17 protein-coding genes are annotated in these 22,583 nt (G+C 69.1%); 7 read left to right on the top strand and 10 right to left on the bottom strand.

The genetic code is table 11. The features are described from left to right. Positions 1–66: 66 nt before the first annotated feature. On the bottom strand, positions 67–369 hold the full coding sequence (locus OHB24_RS15185) for a hypothetical protein (protein WP_327639657.1): 303 nt from the start codon (positions 367–369) through the stop codon (positions 67–69). Positions 370–404: 35 nt separating this feature from the next. Next, a complete protein-coding gene (locus OHB24_RS15180) occupies positions 405–713 on the bottom strand; it encodes a hypothetical protein (protein WP_327639656.1) in 309 nt (102 codons plus the stop codon). Between the two features lie 154 nt (positions 714–867). Between OHB24_RS15180 and eccCa the strand changes: the two genes are divergently transcribed. From eccCa to OHB24_RS15165, 3 genes are read left to right on the top strand one after another with little or no spacing between them, the layout of a single operon-like run. Then, a complete protein-coding gene (eccCa, locus tag OHB24_RS15175) occupies positions 868–4,812 on the top strand; it encodes a type VII secretion protein EccCa (RefSeq protein ID WP_327639655.1) in 3,945 nt (1,314 codons plus the stop codon). Further along, the gene (locus tag OHB24_RS15170) at positions 4,812–5,210 is read left to right on the top strand and encodes a hypothetical protein (RefSeq protein ID WP_327639654.1); all 399 of its coding nucleotides are present in this window, start codon (positions 4,812–4,814) and stop codon (positions 5,208–5,210) included. Before eccCa ends, OHB24_RS15170 begins: the two co-directional genes overlap by 1 nt. Next, entirely contained in the window at positions 5,210–6,763 is a 1,554-nt protein-coding gene (locus OHB24_RS15165) for a hypothetical protein (RefSeq protein ID WP_327639653.1), read from the top strand. Before OHB24_RS15170 ends, OHB24_RS15165 begins: the two co-directional genes overlap by 1 nt. A 744-nt stretch (positions 6,764–7,507) precedes the next feature. On the opposite strand, the gene eccB is transcribed toward OHB24_RS15165, so the two are convergent. Beyond that, on the bottom strand, positions 7,508–8,929 hold the full coding sequence (gene eccB, locus OHB24_RS15160; protein WP_327639652.1) for a type VII secretion protein EccB: 1,422 nt from the start codon (positions 8,927–8,929) through the stop codon (positions 7,508–7,510). Position 8,930: 1 nt separating this feature from the next. Continuing rightward, positions 8,931–10,313, bottom strand: a complete 1,383-nt coding sequence (eccD, locus tag OHB24_RS15155; RefSeq protein ID WP_327639651.1) for a type VII secretion integral membrane protein EccD — start codon at positions 10,311–10,313, stop codon at positions 8,931–8,933. A gap of 98 nt (positions 10,314–10,411) precedes the next feature. On the opposite strand from eccD, the gene OHB24_RS15150 reads away from it, so the two are divergent. From OHB24_RS15150 to OHB24_RS15135, 4 genes are read left to right on the top strand one after another with little or no spacing between them, the layout of a single operon-like run. Then, a complete protein-coding gene (locus tag OHB24_RS15150; protein ID WP_327639650.1) occupies positions 10,412–11,035 on the top strand; it encodes a hypothetical protein in 624 nt (207 codons plus the stop codon). Next, complete coding sequence (locus OHB24_RS15145; protein ID WP_327639649.1) at positions 11,032–11,604, top strand: hypothetical protein; 573 nt, start codon at positions 11,032–11,034, stop codon at positions 11,602–11,604. The genes OHB24_RS15150 and OHB24_RS15145 overlap by 4 nt, the downstream gene beginning before the upstream one ends. A 4-nt stretch (positions 11,605–11,608) precedes the next feature. Further along, positions 11,609–12,979, top strand: a complete 1,371-nt coding sequence (locus tag OHB24_RS15140) for a serine/threonine-protein kinase (protein WP_327639648.1) — start codon at positions 11,609–11,611, stop codon at positions 12,977–12,979. Between the two features lie 52 nt (positions 12,980–13,031). Continuing rightward, on the top strand, positions 13,032–15,347 hold the full coding sequence (locus tag OHB24_RS15135) for a fibronectin type III domain-containing protein (protein ID WP_327639647.1): 2,316 nt from the start codon (positions 13,032–13,034) through the stop codon (positions 15,345–15,347). A gap of 61 nt (positions 15,348–15,408) precedes the next feature. On the opposite strand, the gene OHB24_RS15130 is transcribed toward OHB24_RS15135, so the two are convergent. The 6 genes from OHB24_RS15130 to OHB24_RS15105 form a co-directional block, all read right to left on the bottom strand. Continuing rightward, positions 15,409–16,206 (bottom strand): SAM-dependent methyltransferase, encoded by a 798-nt coding sequence (locus OHB24_RS15130; protein WP_327639646.1) that lies wholly within the window; start codon positions 16,204–16,206, stop codon positions 15,409–15,411. A 90-nt stretch (positions 16,207–16,296) separates the two neighbouring features. Continuing rightward, positions 16,297–18,414: a transglutaminase TgpA family protein gene (locus OHB24_RS15125; RefSeq protein ID WP_327639645.1), complete on the bottom strand. Its 2,118-nt coding sequence runs from the start codon at positions 18,412–18,414 to the stop codon at positions 16,297–16,299. Then, a complete protein-coding gene (locus tag OHB24_RS15120) occupies positions 18,411–19,547 on the bottom strand; it encodes a DUF58 domain-containing protein (RefSeq protein WP_327639644.1) in 1,137 nt (378 codons plus the stop codon). Before OHB24_RS15120 ends, OHB24_RS15125 begins: the two co-directional genes overlap by 4 nt. A gap of 15 nt (positions 19,548–19,562) precedes the next feature. After that, entirely contained in the window at positions 19,563–20,525 is a 963-nt protein-coding gene (locus OHB24_RS15115) for an AAA family ATPase (RefSeq protein WP_327639643.1), read from the bottom strand. Between the two features lie 81 nt (positions 20,526–20,606). Beyond that, positions 20,607–21,875, bottom strand: a complete 1,269-nt coding sequence (locus tag OHB24_RS15110; RefSeq protein WP_327639642.1) for a sensor histidine kinase — start codon at positions 21,873–21,875, stop codon at positions 20,607–20,609. Continuing rightward, entirely contained in the window at positions 21,872–22,558 is a 687-nt protein-coding gene (locus OHB24_RS15105) for a response regulator transcription factor (protein ID WP_327639641.1), read from the bottom strand. Before OHB24_RS15105 ends, OHB24_RS15110 begins: the two co-directional genes overlap by 4 nt. Between the last annotated feature and the right edge of the window lie 25 nt (positions 22,559–22,583).

Below are 22,583 nucleotides of genomic sequence, written 5' to 3'. Positions count from 1 at the left end.
ACACGAAGGAGCCCCAGCCGAACTTCCGGCTGGGGCTCCCGTGCATTCGCAGTGTTGCGGTAGCCGTTAGGGCATCATGCCGTCGACGATGCCCTGACAGGTAGCCACCGTCGACTGACCGTCGCCGACGATGTCGCCGATGGCCTTACTGTGATCCAGGACGCTCAGAGCCTGCTCGTGCGTGAGGTTGGTCTGCATCCGGGCATCGGCGAAGTACGCGTCGTAGTTGGGGCCGCAGAACGCGTCGCCGCCGAGCACGTTGACGGCGCTCGCCTGGTCCTCGCCGTGGCTCATCTGCCCCTGACCGACCTGCCCGTACCCGTCGGCGCCTTCGAGCATCGTCTCGAAATGCTGCTTGATCAAAGCCATCAGTGGATTCCTCTCTGTGTGTGATCGACCCTCGATCAGGCCGTGGGCACCGCGCCGAGCCGCTGGCCGCCGAAGGCGCTCATCTGCTCGTAGTGCTGGTTCATCAGCCTGACTCCGTCAGACTGGCCCTGAGCCCAGACCTGACCTCGCTGAAGCCCCGGGTCCCGGTTCTCGTGCACCTGCAGGCTCATCCGGCCCACGTCGCCGTCGAACCCCGGCACCATGTTCTGGGCGACGGTGTTCCCCTGGCGGATGCCGTGTCCGAGCGAGTCGGCGTACGACGCCGTCTGGTTGGCATGGTGATCCAGCGCGGGCGTGTCGACTTGGAGGAAATTTCCGTTCATGACTGTCTCCTTCCTGGGTTGATACATCCGATCGAAACGCTAAGGAGCGTCCAGCCCCAGGAGCTCTGAACGGCACCTTCCTGCCATCGGGTCCAGGAACCTGGCCGGCTGCCTGAGGATCCTCGTGGACAGGCAACACGGAAGGGGTTCGACGATGGCGACCATGTTGGTCCGGCGTCCGATGCGGCGACTCGCCCCGGAGCTCCCGAGTGGCGAACTGTTGCTCGAGGCACCGCCCGAGGTACCGGAGCCGGGCGGCCGGCAGTGGATGCAGATGTTGATGGTGCTGCCAATGGTCGCGATGATGGGCGCGATGATGCTGATGTTCTCCGGGAGCATCGGCAGCAGTCTGCGCTACGTGATCTTCGGGCTCTTCGGCCTGGCGATGGTGGGCATGATCGTGATGGCGTTCTTCGCCCGCACCGGTGGCGGCAAGACCGAGATGAGCCAGGCCCGGCGGACGTATCTGCGGCACCTGGCCCAGCAGCGGATGCGCCTCAGCAGATCGATCGAACAGCAACGGGAGGCTCTCGGCTACCTGCATCCGGACCCCGAATCGCTCTGGGTGCTGGCCGGCAGCTACCGGCTGTGGGAACGCCGTCAGGACGACGCCGACTTCGGCGCCACCCGGATCGGCGTCGGTTCGCAGAATCCCGCCACCACAGTGGTCCCACCGGACACCCAGCCGCTCGAGCGCCTCGAACCGCTGTCCGCGCTGGCCCTGCGCCGATTCGTGGCGACGTACTCCACGGTGCCGGGGCTGCCGCTCGCCATCGCGATCACGGGTTTCAGCCGGATCTATCTGCCGGGTGATCGCGAACGGTCCCGGGCGATGGTCCGCGCGATGATCGCGCAACTGGTGACGCTGCAGGCACCGGACAACCTCCGGATCGCGATCTGTGCCTCGGCGGAGGATCTCGAGGACTGGGACTGGGCCAAGTGGCTACCCCACACACTGCATCCGGAACGCAGCGACGCGCTCGGGCCGCTCCGGCTGATCGCCGGATCGATCACCGCGATCGAGGCGATGCTGGACGACGTCGTGAGCAATCGTCCGCGGTTCGATCCGGACGTCGCCGGACGGGTCAACGGCCCGCACCTGGTAGTTGTCGTGGCCGGTGGCGACATCGACGGATCCGACCACCTGCTCGTCGGTCCGGGGCTGGAGGGCGTGACGGTACTCGACCTGACCGTGCCGCCACCGCGAGCGATCGACTCGACCGCGATCAGCCTCGACCTCGCCACCGACGGAGCCATCACCGCCGAGACCATGGAGGGCGAGGAGTATCTCGGGCAGGCCGACAGCCTCGACATCGCCGCTGCAGAAGGACTTGCGCGGCAGCTGGCCCCGCTGCGGCTGACCGCGGGCGCGCAGGGCGACCAGCCGCTGAGCGCCGACCTCGGCCTGGCCGAACTGCTCGATCTCGGCGATCCGTTCGACTTCGATCCCGACGACACCTGGCTGCCGCGGCCGATGCGGGAGCGGCTCCGGGTCCGCTTCGGCCTGCGTGCCGACGGCCAGCCGATCGAACTCGACCTGAAGGAGTCGGCCCAGGAGGGCATGGGACCGCACGGTCTGCTGATCGGTGCAACCGGTTCGGGCAAGAGCGAGCTCCTTCGGACCCTGGTACTGGCGCTCGCGATCACCCACCCGCCCCGGTCCCTGAACTTCGCACTCGTCGACTTCAAAGGCGGTGCGACGTTCACGAGACTCGACGCACTGCCGCACACCAGCGCGGTGATCACCAACCTGGCCGAGGAACTCCACCTGGTCGACCGGATGAGCGATGCGATCAACGGTGAGCTGCTCCGCCGTCAGGAGCTGCTCCGGGCCGCAGGCAACTTCGCGTCGTTGCGCGACTACGAGAAGGCGCGCACGGCCGGAGCACCGCTCGAGGAGGTTCCGACCCTGCTGGTCATCTGCGACGAGTTCTCCGAGTTGCTGACCGCCCGTCCCGACTTCATCGACATGTTCGTCCAGATCGGCCGCGTCGGCAGATCGCTCGGCGTACACCTGCTGCTGGCCAGCCAGCGGCTGGACGAAGGCAGACTGCGCGGGCTGGAGGCGCATCTGTCGTTCCGGATCGGTTTGCGGACCTTCTCCGAGATCGACAGTCGAGCCGTGCTGGGCGTCACCGACGCGTTCAAGCTGCCGCGTGCTCCGGGCCACGGGTTCCTGAAGGTCGGCACCGAGCAGATGGACCGGTTCCGGTCGGCGTACGTGTCCGGCGTCCACCGGCGGCCCACGGCGGGCAGCCTGCCGTTCCAGGACGACAACAGCGTCGAACTGCTCGACTACTCCAGTGGATACGTCCCCCTGCCGGTGACCGAGGAAGCCGAGCCTGATCAGGACCCGGACGGTGTCTTCGACGAGACCTTCGGCGAGACTCTTCTCGAGGTCCTCGTCGAACGACTGGAAGGACGAGGTACTCCGGCACACCAGATCTGGCTGCCGCCGCTGGACAAGCCGCCGGCGCTGGGCGAGTTGCTCTCACAGCTCACCGCGGACCCTGGCAACCCGTTCGTGCCCGGCCGGCTTCAGACGGTCGCCGGAATCGTCGACCGACCGCTCGACCAGCGTCGTGACCCGCTGCTGCTGGACCTGTCGAGCGGCGCCGGTCACGTCGCCGTCGCGGGCGCGCCGCACACCGGGAAGAGCACCGCGCTGGCCGGAATCATCACCGGTCTGGCGCTGACCCACACGCCCGAGGAAGTGCAGTTCTACTGCCTCGACTTCGGCGGCGGACTGCTGTCCAGCCTGCGCGATCTGCCCCACATCGGAACGATCGCGGGCCGCCAGGACACCAACGCCGTACGGCGAACCGTCATCGAGCTGCTCGGGATCATCGCCGAGCGGGAGAAGCGTTTCGCGCAGGACGGTATCGACAGCATGGCGACGTACCGCGAACGGCGTCGGCGGGGCGAGGCGGGCGATTCGCCGTACGGCGACGTGTTCTTGGTGATCGACGGTTGGCAGACGATCCGCAACGACTTCGAAGATCTCCAGCAGGCGCTCGGAGACCTCGCCACCCGCGGTCTCGCGTACGGCGTCCATCTGATCGTCAGCGTCGTGCGCTGGTTCGACCTGCGGACCAACATCCGCGACCTGTGCGGCACCAGGCTCGAACTGCGCCTGGGTGACCCGATCGACTCTCTGATCGATCGCCGAACGGCGGCACTCGTCCCGGAGCATGCACCCGGGCGCGGTGTCACGACGAGCAAGCACCACTTCCTGATCGCGGCACCACGACTCACCGACAGCGAGGACCGGGTCTCCGTCGGGCTGGGCGAGCTCGTTGCCGCCGTCAAGGAAGCCTGGCCGGGCGAGCCGGTGCCAGAGATCAAACTGCTGCCAGGTGAGGTGCCGTACGCGGCCAACGACGGCGCCAGCTCCCGCGAGCACGGGTTGGCCGTCGGCGTCGCGGAGCGCAGCCTGGAGCCAGTACTGCTCGACCCGAACGCCGACCCGACGTTCATCCTTCTGGGCGACACCGGCGCCGGGAAGTCGAGCTTCCTCCGGACAGTGGCGCATCGGATCCGGGAGACCTACACACCGGAACAGGCACGGTTGCTGGTCATCGACCATCGCCGCAGTCTGCTGGGCGATGTCGAGAGTGCGCACCTGCTGGGCTACGGCACCAACCACGCGGTCACCGCCAGCCTCGTCAACGGCTTGGCCAACGTGTTGCAGGAGCGGCTGCCCGGTCCCGATGTCACCACCGAGCAGCTGCGCGATCGGAGCTGGTGGGAAGGCCCTGACCTGTTCGTCCTGATCGACGACCACGACCTCGTCGCATCCTCGGACAGCCATCCGCTGATGCCGCTGTTGCCGTACATCCCACAGGCCGCGGACCTCGGTCTGCGGATCTACGTGACCCGCCGGACCGGCGGCGCCATGCGCGGACTTTTCGAGCCCGTCCTGGCCCGGATCAGGGACGTGGGCTCACCGGGCCTGCTGATGTCCGGAAGCCGCGACGAAGGCCCGCTGCTCGGCGGCCTCCGCGCCCAGCCGATGCCCCCCGGCCGCGGCTGGCTCATCACCCGCCAAGGCACCAACCAACTGATCCAACTGACCCAACCACCGATCAAGGAGGACTGATGGAGCTAGACGCCAGAACAGAAGCATTCCAAACAGCCGGCAGCGGCCTGGCCAGCGTGACGGACGAGTTCAGCGCGAAGATGCGGGAGGCCGGAAGAAGCTCGGCATCGCCGGCTGCCGGAGGTGGAACGGCCGAGAGCGTCGCCTTCATGAAGGTCGAACGAGATGCCCGCAACGCGCTGGTCCAGTACATGTCGAACACCGCGGACGGCCTCCAGGGCTACCAGTCCGCAATCACCGAGATCGGCAGCGCACTGGACCGGCACGTCCAGGTCACCGGGGCCCGTCTCACCACGCTGCTGAAGTCGCAGGAAGGCAACGTCCGGCCGAACGAGGTGTTCGACCCCGGACACGCCATCAACTACCAACTCGACAAGTCACGTGAAGGAGGCCACTGATGGCCGACACAGCGGGCGGCGGCGCTTCGTCCATCACCACCGAGGTCGGCAAGATCGAAAATCTACAGTCGATCCAGGAATGCGTCACTGTCATGGGAACTTTCGGCCAGATGATGCAGACGGACGCGCAACTCATTGGCCCGCTGGATACTGCGGGAACCATGTGGAGCATGTCCAGGGATGCCGTCAATACGGCACATCTGGATCTCCACTCGGTCACCGAGACTCTGCTGCAGAACTGGGGCAGCGACCACGCCAAGGACTTTGTGGCCAAACGGACAATCACCGAAACATCACTCTCGACGTCGTACGACGCCATGGCTCCGGTGCCAGGTGTGCTCAGCGCCGTGGCGGGGCAGATCACGACGGCGGCTCAGGCCGTTGAGCTGCAGCGAGGAGAGCTCCAGACGCAGGTGGATGAGTACAACAGGGTGAAGGCCCTGTACAGCAAGCAGTGGACCCAAGAAGACGAAACCGCCTGGGCAAACCATGGGAAGGTGCCGCTGCGGGCAGCAGGCGCAGCCATGACCAAGCTCGCGGAGGCGTACAGCACCGCGGCATCGTTCCTGACTTCCGACGCGGCGAAGCTGAAGTGGGACGGTCCCGGCAGTAGGAACGGGGCGCCCACGACGAGCGCCCCGGGCAACGCACCCTCGATGCCCAGTTCGCCGGGCGGGCCCACGGGTGCCGATCCGTCAGCCGCCGATCCCGGTGGCCAAGAGGCGGGCGCGGCCGAGCAAGGTGGCGGGGCGCAGGAGGCCGGTGCAGGCGCGGGCGGGATGGACGGGGCCGGTGGGGCGGATCCCGGTGCGGGGTCGATTCCGGAGGCGCCCGGTGGTGGTACCGGGTTGGCCGGGATGCCTGCGGGGTCGACGATGGTCCCCCGGTTCGAAGGATCGCTGCCGAACGTGGCGGCCGTGCCGCCGACCCACACGCCGGTTGTGCCGCCGATGAGCACGCTGCCGGTCGGTGGGGTGCCGGGTGGGTACGCCGGTGGTGCCGGGGCCGGCAAGGTTCCTGGCGGTGGGATCGGCGGCGGCGGTCTGCCGGGTGTTCCCGGTGGCGGAGGCAGTCAGAAGGGTGGCGTCGACTCCCAGTTGCCGCGCGCTGTCCCCGAGACCGGTGCGACGCAGGGTCCGCTGTCCGGCGGGCGTGCGCCGGCTGCCCCGAGCGGGCTCGCCGGTGGCGCCGGTGCAGCGGCCGGCCAGGGTGGCGGCGGGATGCCGCCGATGATGCCGCCGATGGCCGGCGCGGCTGGTGCCGGCAGCAACAAGGCCGGGCGACCCGGCAACGGCATGATCGCGCCAGGGAATCGCCGGCGCGATCGACAGCAGGGCGACACACCCGGCGTCCCGGTTGGGCTGCGTGGCAGGGCGGGCAAGGACCTGCCCGGCGCGTTCCCCGCCGTACCGGTGAACACTCGAAGGCGCAAGGAGAAGACCGAGGCTGCCAACACCCTCCAACTCCTCGACGAGGACCTCTGGAAGGTGGAAGCCACCGACGTCAAGGCGGCCCCACCCGCCCCCCACCAGCAACGCCGCCCCACCAACTGATCACCGAAAAGCCCGGCCCGAGACATCCAACCTCGAGCCGGGCTTTCGCTCCTGCTGCTGGAGTCCGCACCCGGTCGTCTTTGAGAACCCACCAACCACGTCGGCGGCTCGAAAATGGTTGGTGGGTTCTCAAAGATGAACCACTGGCGGGCGGCAGGGAGCCGGATATCCGGCTCCCTGCCGCATCCGTGGGTGGTTTGCTCCCGGCCGGTGCCCGCGAGTGCCGTGCGTGGCATGAGCTGGTACGCGGATCTGGGGAGGACTTCCCGCCCGATCCGGGACGAAAACCTCCCCAACCCAACCCCCAACCCCCCCAGCCGCGGCCCCGGTGCGTGACCGGCGAAGTTCCCAGCTGACCTGGTGACGGCGATGGGGCGGTCGTTGGTGGAGAGTTTTGCTGCGATAGCGCCAGAAACACTCCACCGATGTACGGGAAACCCTCCACCAATGCAGACAGGCCCGCGACCAATGGCCGGCAGACAGCGGGGGCCCGCGGCGGGACGTTCGGTTCGGCCGGAAGCCCTGACCCGCAACCGGCCGAGCCCACGGATCAGTCAGAAGAGCCGGATATCCCCTGGTGTTGTGGGTTCTCCCTTCGTATACCAACGGAGAAGGCACAACGCCGTGGGAGATCCCCTCGTGTGCGGGGCATCGTCGTACTCGGTTGGGACCGGCCGGCCGGACGGACCGGGCGGCGCATGGCGGTGGTGCGGTGCAGACGGTGGTGCGGGGTGCGGCTGGGGGCTAGGGGACGGGTTGGATGGCGGTGGTGGGGTTTAGGGCGGGGCCTTGGGGGATTCGGGCTATTAGGGAGGCGGGGATCGGGATCGGTTGGACTCCGCTGTAGCCCAGGGTTTCGATCAGTTCGGGGTCGGACAGTGGGTAGGAGCGTCCCGTGTCGGTGATTACCGAGATCGTGCCAGTCGGGGCCTGGTCCGACGGGCGGGCCTCGACGACTGCCGCGGTGCCTGGGGTGATCAGGATGCGGTCGGCGAGGACGGTGTCGCGGCGGGTGCGTTTGGTGGTCGCGGTCATCGCGTCCGGGAGCGGCATCGCCGGGTCGATCAGGATCGCGGGGAGCGACTGGCCGGGGGTGAACGCGGCGCAGACCGTGCCGATGCCGTCCCGTGGGGCGACGAAGCGCGGCCAGACGCGCGGCACCGCACCTTCCTCGGTGCTGACCGCCGGCAGTTCGGCCTCGCTGACCGACATCAGGTTGAGCTCGATCGCCGTCGGCGACTTGCCGCCGTACGCCGCCTTGAGCGGAGCGTATGCACGCTGGATGTCGTACTGCACGTCACTGATCGGCAGCAACGCCTTCTGCGTCGCCAGGTAGTACTGCTTTCCCGCAGACGTCTGTACGACGAAGAGCTGGCCCACCAACGTCTTCGGCCGGCCGGGTACGACGGTCGTCGGCGTACCGATGCCGGCCGGCCGCAGCGGGGCGATCGGCTGGCCGTCGGGAAGCGCCGCCACGAACGCCGCGCCCACCTGGGTGACCGGCTGCGAATGCAGCGCGACCGCGACTGTGGCGATGTCGCTCTTGGCGATCCGGTGCCGGTAACCGTCGCTGAGGAGGTACTGGTCACCGGTCTCGATCACCCGGACGAGCATCGCGTCGTCGGTCATCGCCGTACCGGCGCCTGGCCGCTGTCCGACCATGAGCACCGACTCGCTGGTCCGGGTTCCGGCCTGGTCGCGGGACGGTTGCGAGCACAGCGTCCACCCGCCGCGGAGCAGCTTGGACGCCGGCGGCAGCGCGTCCGGGGCGTCCTGGATCCCGATCCGCGGACCGCGCGGGACACCGGCGAGTGACCGCTGCGACACCCGCAGGGTCTGTCCTCGTTTGCCGATGGCAAGCAGTGCGGAGACGTAGTTGGCGACCGGGTGCAGGTGGCCGTCGAGGTACACGTACCGAGTGCCGGTCTCCTTCTCGACGATGACGCTGTCGCCCTTGCTCCAGGCCTTGTTGCCGCCCGGGACGACCAGGCCGTACACCCAGACGACGGCCAGCGCGAGGATCATGATCGCGACCCCGCCGAACGCCGCGGAGGTGGCCCGTTTGAACGGCGGCTGCTCGGGGTCGGTCTCACGGGTGACGAGCGCGGACACCATCCGCTGCACCGAGAACTGGTGGGACTGCAGTTGGTCTTTCCTGGTCGCCATGTCAGCCTCCCCAGCCCCGGACCACGGCGTACAGACCGAGCACCGAGCAGGAGAGCGGGATGAGCGCCAGCGTGACGAGTACTTCGAGGATCTCGGCGTACCTGCTCAGGTACGGACTCGGGAGCTTGGTGCTGTATCGGAGGCCGCAGAAGATCGTGATCGCGGCGAGCATGACCATCAGCGGGACGATCAGCGAGACCGGGTCGGCGGCCGATGCGCTCAGCGGACCGAGTACCAGGCAGGCGATTCCGGTCAAGGCTGTGGTGAGCAACATCAGGCGGTGCTTCACCACCGGGTAGATCCTTGCCCGTAGCAAGCATCCGAGGGTGAGCAGTCCGGTCAGCACGGTGGCCGGCGTACTGCGGTCCGTGGTCAGCAGGACCAGGCACACCGAGACCACGATCGCGACGCCGGTGAGCATGCCGGTGAGCAACCCGTCGGCGCGGACGACCGCGCCGTACACGTGCCGGCGTGGCGGTTGTGGATCGTCGCGGACCAGGTCGGCGGTCGTGCGCGGCAGGATCGGCATCGGGAGTCGACCGAGCCGGAGCGCAAGCGGTCCGAGCATCGGCGAGAACGCGAACGTCGCTGCGCCAAGGATCGCGGCCACGTCGGGGCCGTCGAGCGACTCCGCCGTACCGATCCAGCCGGCGATCAGGCCGAGCAGACCGGTACTCATGGCCGCCGCGAACAACGAGCCGCTGTCCACAATGCCCAGGTAGCAGGCGACTCCGGCGAGCATCAACGCCGTACCGGCCGACAGGATCTGGGGTGCGCCGATCGCCGGCCACGTCGACGTACCGGCGAACAGCAGGCCGCCTCCGATCGCCGCGAACGGCAGCCCGAGGCCGCCGAGCAGTGCGCCCGCGCCGGAGTCTCCGACCACGCGGGCCAGGGCGACCCCGGCGGCGACCAGCAGCGCCGAGGTGAGCAGCAGCCAGCTCGCGGCGTCGGCCCAAGGTGCACCGCGGCGGAGAACGACGGCCATCACCACCAGCAAGGCGAGCGCGGCGCCGGTCAGGCCGGCGATCCGGGTGTGACGGGCGGTCCACGGTACGCCGAGTTTGCCCGCGCCGGAGGCGACCGCGTCGACCAGGTCATCGTACTCCAGCTCCGGCCAGTCGAGACCGCGCGACACCAGATGCAGGATCTCGCCGTCCCGGATCCGGTGCGAACCGAGCGTCCGGCCGAGGTTCAGCTCCATGCCGTCGCTGCGGCGCAGAACCCAACCGCCGCCCGGTGCGCCCTGGTCGGCGAGGTGTTCACCGGACTTGGTCAGGAGACCGGGGAGCACTTCGGCTATTGCTGCTTGTTCGGGTAAGGCCAGGTCGAGGCGCCGCTGGGGAGCCACGACTGTCACCCGGACCAGACCTGTGATGTTCATGTCCCCAACTGTCTTGGCGATCGCGCGGTCGGGAGCGGGCGCGACAGCTTCCTGCCGTCCACCACCGCCGTACGTCGGACCGCCTTAGCGTGCTGTTCGTGACGACTGATCGAGAGCTGCTGATCCCAGTGGGGCACGACCTGGGAGTGGTGTATTCGGGCGCGGACGAGCGACGGCAGCAGGTCCGGGTGGGCGTCGAGGTCGCAGAGTTGCAGGACCGCGAGTTCGCGGTTTGGCTGCTGGCACACGGGATCGACGACCAGGACCGGCCGACCCGGTCGTCGCTGACAGAGCGCGCCGTCAACGTCGGGCTGGACGCAGGACAGGTGGCCGAGGTCGCCGAACGGTTCCTTCGCGACGGGCTGCTGGCGGCCGTCGATCCTGAGGCGGACGGTGCGGTCGAGTTCGCCTCCGAGCATCAGCTGTTCCCGTTGCTGCAGGGGCTCGGGCCGGATCCGGACGAGCCGTGGATGCAGACCGTCGGGCTGTTGAACCAGCCGGTCGCGCAGGTCTCCGTCGCCGTGTACGACGTACTGATGTGGACGCAGCTCGCACCCGAGCTGTGGAGCGGCTGCCACGATGCGGCCAAGGTTGCTGTGCAGGCAGGGGTTACGGCGCCCGAGGAGACGGACCCGCGGAACGTGCTGTCCGGTGTGCTCGGGCAGATCCACGGTCTGCTCTGCGTGCGCGCGGCGTACTTCGACCGTCGGAGGCTTCGATGAGCGCGCTGGTTTTCCCGATCGGGCACTACAACGGCGTTCGGGACGAGGAGCAGGTCGTCCGGGTCGGGTGGAGCCAGCACCGGCTCGATGCGGAGGCGTTCGCGGTCTGGGTTCTCGCTCATGGGGTGCCGAAGGTCGGCAAGGGCGCGTGGACCGTGGACGATGTCGTCGTTCATGCTCAGCGGGCTGGGGTCGCGGAGCCGGCGGCGTACGTCGAACGGCTCGCCGACGCGGGACTGATCGCCGTTGTCGAGGAAGGTAGAACGTTTGCGCAGCGACATCGGCTGGACATCATGTTCGTTGGCCTCGGCAACGCTCCGGACCGGCTCGAAGGACATGCGGTAGGGATTCCCGGCCTCGGGACCGCCGCGATCCTGGACCCGGACTGCTACGAGTTGTGGCAATGGGGTTCGGTCGCGCCGACGTTGTGGCACAGCTGCGAGGTCCGCGCGACGGTGACCGCGGAGCCGTCCGGCCGGCCCGATCCGGACGCTGCCCTGGCCGAGATCCTCGGCGACCTGCGGTTCCTGGTGGCACGCGGATGCGCGTATCTGGACGTTGCGGGGTGACAAGATGACCCTGATGGCTGAGATCTCCCCCGATGCGCTGGTGCCGCGGGCCACCGGGCCGGTGGCCACGCTGTACCTGCTGGCGCCTCCCGGCGGGCGGACGGTCGCGGTGAAGGTGTACCCGCAGCCGCTCGATCGGCGGACCTACAACGGGATCGAGGTCGAGCAGGCGAAGCTGGCCGGGTTGCGGTCGGCGCCGTCGATCGTCCGGGTCGAGTCGCTGGACGACCTGCCGGACGGGCGGACCGGGCTGCGGATGGAGTTCTGCCCACAGTCGTTGACGGATCTGGTCAAGAACGGTCCGCTGCCGATCGGGGACGTCATCGTCCTCGGGCAGATCCTCAGCTCGGTGCTGGCCGAAGCGCACGATGCCGGGCTGGTGCACGGGGGTGTGACGCCGGCGAACGTGCTCGAGCGGTCCAGCGGGCAGCCCGCGCTGTCGGACTTCGGGATGGCGCTGCGGCTGCGGTTCCCGCGCGACCTGATGGGCGATGCGGCGTACACGGCTCCCGAGGTACTGCGAGAAGGCGAGCTGTCCGAGGCGGCCGACGTGTACGGGCTGGGCGCCGTACTGTATCTGGCCCTGACCGGGCGGCCGCCGTTCCCGGCGCGGACGGGTGAAGCGCCGGACGGCGTCGTACTGCGGGTCTTGCGGGAGCCGCCCGCGGAGGTGACCGGTCGCGACGTGCCGCCGGCGTTGTCGGCGCTGCTGCAGCGGATGATGGCCAAGGAACCGGATGCCCGTCCGGAAGCGGCGGCCGTGGTCGGCGAGTTCGAGGCGTTGCTGGCCGGGGCGGGGGCGGCGCCGGAGGACGAGCTGGATTTCGACGACTTCCGCGACGAACTGGCCGCGGGCCGGAGCGTTCCGCCGCTGGCCGTCGTCGAGGCGCCGAAGAAGAAGCAGACCGCGAAGCAGAAGCGGGACAAAGGCAAGGATGCACCCGGAAAATCCCGGAAACCGTTGCTGATCGGCGCAGGCGCGGCGGTCGCGCTGGTGGCCGTCGTACCGGTGGTGTTCCGGCCGGGCGGTGACGACCCGGCCGATCGGGTGGCCGCGCCACCGCCTGCTGCTGTCAGTACGCCGACCCCGACTCCGGCACCCCCGAAACAGGCCACGATCAAGCTGAATCCGCCCGTGGACAAGGGCACTTCGGTCATCCTGACCTGGTCAGGCCCACCGAGGCTGACGTACGCCGTGATCGTGGCGGAGCAAGGCGCCAAGCAGCCGCAGACGACGCTCCGGGGCACGATGACTTCGCTGACCGTGCAGGTCAGCAGCGGCCTGAAGTACTGCTTCCTTGTGCAGGGCACCGACGGCGTGGACAAGTTCGAGAGCGCGCCGAGGTCCATCCGCGGTGCGACCTGCAGTGGTTGACGCTGGACGGACTGTGGACCGGTTCTGGACCTTGATCGCCTAGTCTGAGCGCGTGAGGCCGATCCCGTTCCGCCCCAGGCGGCTGACCGAACTGCTCCGCAGACGTGGCCGCTCCGAGGCCACGCTGGCCGCGGTGGTGGCCGGCTGCGTCGCGCTGATGAGCGTGGTCGTGCTGACCGGCGCCGGCTCCCCGAACAGCGGCGTGAAGTTCACGCAGTCCGGTCATTGGGTCTACAACAGCGTGGTCGGGCGGATCTTCCACCTGGACGGCGCGACCGGCAAGGTGGACGCGGACGCCGAACTGAAGGGCGCGACGCCGGGCGCCCAGGTCGTGCAGACCGACAAGCAGGGATACGTACTGTCCCGGTCGCGGATCGACCAGTTCGGCAAGTCCGACCTGACGGTCCTGGACCCGGTGCAGCCGCCGGCCACGAACGAGCAGCCGGTCGGCCTCGAGGCGGCTGGTGCGGCGTTCGCCGTGTACCAGCAGGCCGGGCGGGTGGTGCGGTTCGGCGACAAGGAGACGATCGCCTTCCCGGGCGGGCCGCTCGGCGATCCGGTCGTGACGTCGGACGGGACGCTGTGGGTGCACCGGGTCGGCGAGGGCGACCTGTGCCGGCTGCCGATGACCGCGGACCGGATGTCCTGTCCTGCAACGGCTCCCAAGGGTCACAAGGGCGGGCTGACCGCGGTCGGATCGAACGCCGTGTTCGTCGACCTGACCGCGCGGCAGGTGTACACGCTGAACGCCGGCGGGATGGACACAGGGCCCGATCTGGGCAATATCGACGTACCCGACGACGCTCTGGTCGCGGGCAACGACGTCGACGGCCGGCTGGCGATCGTCGATCGGGAACACAACCGGCTGCACCTGGTCGACATCGCGCACCCGGACAAGCCCGAGGCGCCGATCAGCACGTCGATCCCGAAGGGGAACTACGACAAGATCGCGTCCTCCGGCGACGGGCTCGCGTTGCTGGACCGGAAGAACTCCAACCTGGTCACGCTCGGCCGCGACGGCCGGAAGGTCGCCGAGGCGAAGCTCCCGAGCCGCCCGGCCGACGGGCACGAGAAGCCCGTGGCGAACCTGTACCGCGGCGACGATTCCCGCGTGTACGTCGAGAACGGCATCGGCGACCGCGTCATCGTGGTCGACCGCGACGGCGAGGCCGAGTCCGTGGACATCGGCACCGGCGAGAGCGGCCACGGCAAGCCGACGACCACGCCGACGAAACCCGAGCACACCGCGAAGCCGACGATCACGCCGCCGGCCAAGCCCAAGACCACGGTTCCGCCGACGCCCCCGAAGTCGATTCCTCCGAGCACTCGCAAGCCGGAGACGCCGCGGCGGACCACGCCGACGAACCGGCCGGGCAACGAACACACGCCGGACAAACCCGACAAACCGGATCCCGGTAAGACGAAGACGCCACCGCCGACCCGCAAGACCACTCCGCCGGTACCGCCGAAGCCACCAGCCTCGAAGCCTGGCCGGCCCGGTGCCGCACTGAACGTGGCGGCGCGGATCATCGACGGCGGCGCGGTTGTCACGTGGGGCGCGGCGGCGGCGCATGGCGCCACAATCACGTCGTACAAGCTGAGCTGGACCGGCGGATCGACGACGGTCAGCGGGTCGACGCGGTCGGTGCTGATCCCGAGCCTGAAGACGAAAACGGCGTACTACTTCACGATCTACGCGGTGAACAGCGCCGGCAACGGGCCCGCGGTGAAGTCGAACCGGGTCGAGCTGAAGTGGAACCCGGCCGAGTCACCGCGCGAGCTCCTGGTCGATGACGACGGCATCAGTGGGAGGCTGACGCTCGGCTGGATGCAGCCGAGTATGGGCGATGGGGCATTCCTGCGGTACGAGGTGTCGATCGGGTCGAGCACCGCGACGGTCCGGGTGAAGTCGACCACCACCTCCGCGACGATCACCGGACTGACCGACGGGAAGTACTCCAACTTCTTCGTGCGCGCGATCACCAAGGCGTCGGACGGGCAAGAGGTGGCGGGCAAGTACACCAGCCTGCGCGCGACAACGATCGCCAAGGAGCAGCCCACCAAGCGAGTGGTGGCGTCGCGGGGCGACGGTACGACGTACGGCGACGACTGCCAGCACCCGGAGTGCGCGTATGTCCAGGTCCGGATCGAGAACCTGACGCCGAGCACGACGTACAGCATCAAGCCGTACACGTCCGAGTGGGGCAACTTCAACCCCGGCTACAGCGTCAAGACCGACGCCCAGGGCCAACTCCTCGTCCCCGACCAGTTCCCCTGCAGCGCCGTAGGCCAACTCACCTGGGTAACCGTCCAAGGCCCTGAAGGCATCTACACCTCCAACAAGTTCTTCTGGAAATCCGGCACCTGATAGAACGCCAGGCGGGTGGGGCGGCGCCTAGCACCGCGGTGGGATTGCCCCTGAAGAACGGCTAGTTCTTGACGGCTAGTACTGCGGCGATCAGGTGTTGGTAGTCGGTGAGGTCTTCGGGGGGTTCTGGGTTGCGCCAGTTGGTGGCGGGGACGATGCCGGGGTCGAGGACGGTGAAGCCTTCGCCGAAGAGGGCGAGGATCTGGTCGTCGGTGCGCCAGCGGCCACGGCCCAGGGAGCCTTGGAGGACCTGCTCGAGTTCCTGGCTGCGGGGGTCGTTCTCGCTGCGGAAGTGGCTGATGAAGACGTGGCTGCCGGAGGCCACCCGGTCCTTCCAGAAGGCGACGAGGCCGGCCGGGTCCTCGTCGTCGTTCACGTGGTGCAGGGTGGCGCTGAAGATCACGCCGACCGGCTGGCTGAAGTCGATCAGCCGCACGGTGTCGGGGTGCTCGACGATCGCCTTCGGCTCCCGCAGGTCGGCCTGGATGACCGTCGTGTTGTCGTTCTCGGCGAGCAGCGCGCGGCCGTGCGCGAGCACGATCGGGTCGTTGTCGACGTACACGACCTTCGCGTCCGGTGCGTACCGCTGGGCGACCTGGTGCACGTTGTCCGCGGTCGGCAGGCCGCTGCCGAGGTCGATGAACTGCCGGACCGGTGTCTTCGTGACGATCTCGCGGACCGCGCGGGTCAAGGCACCGCGGTTGTCGTACGCGATCACGCGGGAGCCGGGCAGTTCGTTGATGAACCGGTCCCCGAACGCGCGGTCGACCGCGAAGTTGTCCTTGCCCCCGAGCAGGTAGTCGTACGTCCGGGCGATACTCGGCTTCGTCGTGTCGAAGCCCGGGAACGCGTCGGCCATCGCGCGGAATCCTTCCTTTGTCGAGACAGCAGTCACTCTATGCGACACAGGAACTACCTCGCCATCGGCCCCGGCACGTCCGGGCCGAAGCTAACGGGTGAACAGTGTTCGCAGTTCGAGTGACGCCTGGAACCGGTCGACCCACGGCCGTCCGCGCAACGCCTTCTGCAGCTCGCGAACCCCCGCCCAGGCGTCCTTCTGTACGTCGGGCGTCGTCGCTCCCCCGGACCACAGCGCGTGATCGACAGCTTGCGCGACCCGCGTCAGCCCGCCCGCGGTCTCCGGCAACTCCTTCGCCGCATCGGCGAGGTCCCGCACCGTCATACCGGCAGTCACCGGTACGCCGTGCGCACGCAACCGGTCCCGCGCCTCGGCCCACGCCCCGACCACCGCCGCGCTCCCGCCCCGTCGGCGACGTCGTGCCGACCGGACGAGCTTCAACAGCGGTACGCCGAGCAGCCACAGCAGCAACAGCCCCGCCGACACCGCGAACACGGCGGTCAGCGAAATCGGCGGCAGGACCGGCGTGCCCTTGCCGCCGCTCCGATCGCTCTGCGGCGGGACCTCCGGGTCCTTGATCTCCCCCACCGGCGGTACGGCGGCGCGCGCCTGGTTGGTGATTTCGTCGATCGACCCGGCGACCGTGGTCTTCCCGGTGGCCGCGTCCTCGGCCGGATCCAGCGGCCACCAACCGAGGCCGTCGACTGCCACCTCGGGCCAGGCGAACGCGTCCGAGTTCCGCACGGTGTAGTACCCGTCCGCGTCCGGTTTCGCAGGTGCGCGGAACCCGACCACCAGCCGCGCCGGGATCCCGTTCAGCCGCGCGAGTACGACGTAGGCCGCCGCGAACTGCGCGCTCGTCCCCGGCTGTTTGGTCTCGGCCTGCGCCCCACCCGGCTTCTCGTCGAGGAGGAAACTCTTCAGCTGCGGCCACCCGTACCCGGTCGGCAGGTTGTCGCCGACCGCCAGCGTGTAGTGCTGCCGCATGTACTTCTCCAGCGCGATCGCCGTCGCGAACGTCGCCCGCTTCCCCTGCAACGGGTTGATCGACGCGATCTGCGGCGGCACCGGCGGCAGGTCGCTCAGGCCGTTCATCACGTCCCCGTCGATCCCGGCGTCGACCAGGTACTGCGCGTTGATGTCCGGCTTCCGCCAGGTCAGCTTGTAGTCGTCCGGCCGGCCGGACGCCATCAACGTCGCGCCGATCGGCTCGACCTGCGGATCCGTCACGCCGCTGACCGTTGCCGGCAGCAACTGGCTCGGCAGCCACGGCCCGTCCAGGTCCTCGAGCCGCACGTCCGCCGACTCGAGCGACGTCGGCACGGTGACGTCGGAACCCACCTCCGACCCCATCCGCAGGAACGGGTGGTCGGTCGTCCAGTTCGACCCGTCGAAGTCGTCGAGCGCGACCTGCCGCCAGCGATCGACCGGCTTCGACGCCGTGTACTTGAACACGACCTCGTCGCGCTGCCGCGCACCCAACCGGCTCGCCAGCTCGTCCAGCGGACTCGTCTCCCGTACGCCGGGAGCCGTCGCGGACTGCACCTTCTGCAGCGAGTACGGCGTACGCCCGACCGGGTCGATCGTGCTCACGACGAGCCCACACACGATCGCCGCGACGGTAACGACCGCGGTGGCGGCCCAGGGCGCGATCCGTCGGTACTCGAGGTTGTCCGGGATCAGCAACGCCACCACGATCAGCCCGAGCGCGCCCGCGATCAGTACGGCGGCCCAACCGTCCGCCGCGATGTACAACTGGCTCGCACCGATGACACCGAGTCCGGGGATCAAGGCGACCAGGGGCGGCGCACGATCGAGCAGCTCGACCGCGAGCAGGCAAGCGATCAGGATCAGCAGCGGCACGAAGACCACGAGCTCGGGATCCGGCCGCGCCGGCCAGGTCGACTCCAGGGTCAACCGCCAGCCCGTCAGCCCGTCGCCGAGTGCCCGGATCGACGCCGCCGTCGGCAAACCGGCCACAGTAGTTGCCCGCAGCACCGTTTCGACAACGGCGAGCAGACCGCCGAGCACGATCAGAATCGGCCGCCACGCAACCAGCCAGTGCCGGCAGATCTCCGTGACGACGAAGGTGATCAGACACACCGATCCCACCGGCAGCCACAGGTTGCGCAGCCCGAACACCGGCCCGAAGCACAACCCGCCGACGAGTACGGCAGCCAGTACGGCGATTGTCTGCCGGCGGCTCATTGCAGTACTCCGGTCCACTGCTGCAACGCTTCCCGCGCGGAGCCGCCGAGGACGACCTGCGCGCTGAGGATCGGCGCGACACCTTGCGCCTCGCCGAGGCCGATCACGGTCACCGACGAGTACCGGCTGAGCAGCGGAGCGAAGTCCGCGGCCGATCCGCGCGCACCGGTGACCACGACGATCGCGCCACCCGCGGACGCTCCAGTGGTGAGCACTCGGGGCAACAGGCCGGACTTGTCGTCCCGCTGCTCCACCACACACAGCTTGTCGAGGAACATCCGGGACGCGACGGCGCCACCGGGAGCAGCGAGATCGGCACCGGCCGTCGTCACCAACCGGCAGCGGTGGCCGGCCGTGGACGCGGCGAACAGGATCGACGCCGCAACCTCGGTCGCCTCCTCGAAAGTTGTCTCGGGCAACGGTTCGCGCCGGGTGTCGAGCAGCACGGTGAGCCGTGGCTGATCCGGATCGGCGTAGTCGCGGACCATCAGCTGCCCGGTGCGCGCGGTCGCCTTCCAGTGCAGGTGGCGGACCTCGTCGCCGACGACGTACGGGCGAACGTCGCGCAGGTCGGCCGATCCGCGCAGTGAGTCGTCCGCGGTCCGGCCGACGTGGTGGTGTCGCGGTCGCCCGGCGACCACGGTCTTGGTCGGATGCCGCTTCGGATGCACCCACAACGTCGCGACATCGCCGGTCGCCTTGCTGTTGCGGGCCAGGCCGAGCGGGTCACGCCGTTCGAGCGTCAGCGGCCCGACCGCGATCTTGCCGCGCCGCGAGGTCGGCAGTTCATACCGGTACGTCGCCTCGCTGCCCGGACCGAGCCGCCGGATCTTGACCTCCTGCCGCTCGTCACCCGCCGAGTCGTGCGCGGCGAACGCAGCCTGCCAGCGAGTGCCCTCGTTGCGCACCCGCAACGTCGCCAGCGCCGGACGGCCGCGCTCGACCCGATCCGGCGACAGCACGCGCTGCACGGTCACCTGCGGTTGCCGCACCGTCAGTACGGTCGCCGCGATCAACGCCCCGAGACCGATCCCGGCCAGTGCGCGAAAGACGGAGTACCCGGCCAACTCGCCCAGCACATAGGCGGCGATCGACCCGAGCAGCACCGCCACCCCGCGTCCCGTGAGCCTCATCCGACCGGCCGCATGTCAGCTCGCGGTCGCGCCGGCCGTCGGCGCCGGTACGGCGGACAGCACCTCGTCGACCACCGACGACGGCGGGCGCTGGCTCAGCTCCGCGTCCGGGGTCAGCACCAACCGGTGCGCGAGCACCGGATGCGCGACCTGCTTGACGTCGTCGGGCGTCGTGAACGCCCGGCCGTCGGTGGCGGCGAACGCGCGGGACGCACGGACCAGGGCGATGCTGCCGCGCGGGCTGGCGCCGTACCGGACCGCGGTGTGCTCGCGGGTCGCGGCGGCCAGTTTCACGGCGTACGAACTGATCGCGGGGTCCACGTGGACCGACCGGACGGCGGCGATCGCGTTCCGCAACGCCGGTACGTCGATGACCGGGCTCAGTGAGTCGGGTCCGACCCGGCCGGTGTCGCCGAGCACGATCCGGACCTCGGCGTCATGGTCGGGGTAGCCGACCTCGATCCGCATCAGGAACCGGTCGAGCTGCGCCTCGGGCAACCGGTAGGTGCCCTCCATCTCGATCGGGTTCTGGGTGCCGATGACCAGGAACGGATCCGGTACGGCGCGGGTGTTCGAGTCGACCGTGACGCGGCGCTCGGCCATCACCTCGAGCAAGGCGGACTGCGTCTTCGGCGTACCGCGGTTGATCTCGTCCGCGACCACCACGTTGGCGAAGATGCCGCCCGGGTGGAACTCGAACGACTCGGTGCCCTGGTGGTAGACCATCACGCCGGTGATGTCGCCGGGCAGGAGGTCCGGCGTGAACTGGATCCGGTTCCAGCTCGCGTCGATGCTGCGGGCGATGCACCGGGCCAGGGTCGTCTTGCCGAGCCCCGGCACGTCCTCGATCAGCAGGTGACCTTCGGCGAACAGCGCGGTCAGCGCCAGCCGGATCACCTCGGGCTTCCCGTGGATCACCTTCGCCAGGTTGTCCGCCACCAACCGGTAAGCCTCGCCGGGCGGAATGGTCGCGCTCATACGTGTCTCCCCTGGTGTACGCCGAACTGCACTGAGTGACCCTACTCAGCCCTGGTCCATCCGCCGTACAGAACCGGTCTACTACTGGACGGTAGGGAGCTGGATCTCGAAGATCGCGCCGCCTTCGTCGGCGTTGTAGACCTTCAGGTCGCCGCCGTGGGCGAGCACCACCCAGCGCACGATCGACAGGCCGAGCCCGGTCGAGGCGCCGCCGGTCGTGTAGGGCTCGAACAGGTCCGCGCCGACCGTCGGATCGATCCCCGGGCCTTGGTCGGCGACCGTGACCCGGCCGTCGGCGACGGTCACCGTGATGATCGCCTGGTCCGCGCCGGGCGCCCGGCCGTGCCGCATCGCGTTGCCCAGCACGTTGCCGATCGCCCGCTGCAGCAGCGTCGGGTCGGCACGCACCATCGTCGGCGCGGTCACCAGCGAGAACCGGGCGTCCCCGGTCGGCATGTCCTCGACCACACCGGCAACCAGCTGGTCGAGCCAGACCGGCTGCATCGCCAGGTGCTCCACACCCGCCGCGAGCCGGGCGCGGACGAGCAGTCCGTCGATGATGTCGCCCATCCGCCCGGCCAGCCGAACGGTTCGCGGGAGCAGCTCCGCGCGCTGTTCGGGATCCCGCGCCGCTGTCTCGGCGAGAGCGCGCAGTGCGGCAACCGGCGTACGCAAGTCGTGGGCAGTCTCGGCGAGCAGCGTCTCCTGCTGTTCGAGAGCGGCCATCGCGGGACGGATCGCGCGACCGGACAGCCAGTAGCCGACGAGCGCGGCGGCGCCGATCAGGATCGCGCAGACGACCAGCACCGCAATCGTCAGCTGCTGGTGCTGATCGCTCTGGTCCTGCGTGTCCTTCCAGGCGAGTACGGCGCCGAAGTACTGACCGTTGGAGTCCTTGAACGGCTCGACCGCGATGTGCACCTCGTCCCCGTTCACCGCCTTCTTGTCGGCAGTGAACGGACCGCCGTTCTGCACGGCCTGGGCGGTGAGGTCCGCGAGGATCTGATGGTCGACCGGCACGCAGTCCCGAGTGCTGAAGTACGGATCGAAACCTGGCTTCTGCGCCGGCATGACGGCGAACTGGGGGCAGTCCGACGACAGCGGGTCCGCTGGGATCCGGGCGGTGACCAGCGATCCGTGGTTCTCGCCGGTCAACCGCAGCACGGGCTGCGTGACCACACTCAGGTCGTGGTCGAGCTGATCGGCGCCGCGTTGCGCGTCCAGGACGATGATGACCGGCGCCAGCACGATCAGGGCGACGGTGTTCGTGGCGGTGAACAGCACGGTCAGCCACCAGCGCAACCGGCGCAGCCGGTCGGCCGACGGACCGCGCATCCCGCGCTGACTCATCCGGCACCGCCGGGGCTGTGCAGCCGGTAGCCCTGGCCGCGGACGGCTTCGACCAGATCCGGACCGCCGCGCAGCCGGTTCCGCAGCCGGGTGATCGTGACGTCGACGACGTTCGACATCGGGCCGTCGCCGTCCCAGCAGTGGTCGATCAGCTCGGCCCGGGTGACCAGCTGGTCGGGCCGCGACATCAGGTATTCCAGCACGCAGAACTCCTTCCCTCGCAGGGTCACCAGCACACCGGCCCGGTGCACGGTACGCCGGGCGGTGTCGAGCTCCACATCGGCGTACCTGATGATCGGCGGGCGGATGGTCGGGCCCCTGCGGACCAGGCTGAGCACCCGGACGATGAGCTCCTCGACCGCGAAGGGCTTGACCAGGTAGTCGTCGCCGCCGTGCTCGAAGCCGTCCACCCGGTCGGCCAGCGTGTCCCGTCCGGTCAGGAACAGTACCGGCAGGGTCCAGCCCTCCTTCCGGCGGCGGCTGACGTAGGCGAGCGAGTCGACCTTCCGGCCGTTCATCTCGAACATCCGGTCGAACACGGCGCAGTCGTACGAGTTCACGAACAGTTTCTCGTCCGCGTCGTCCAGGTCGACGGCCAGGTCGACCGCGAGATTGGCGGAGCGGAGCGCCGCCGGGACGGCCACCTGCAGCTCTTTGTCGTCCTCTACCACCAGTACGCGCACGGTCAACCTCGTGTGTCATCGAAAT

This window comes from Kribbella sp. NBC_00482, assembly GCF_036013725.1.
Taxonomy (GTDB): domain Bacteria; phylum Actinomycetota; class Actinomycetes; order Propionibacteriales; family Kribbellaceae; genus Kribbella.
Note: the sequence above shows the minus strand (reverse complement) of the source record. Positions and strands in the feature narration are given on the sequence as shown.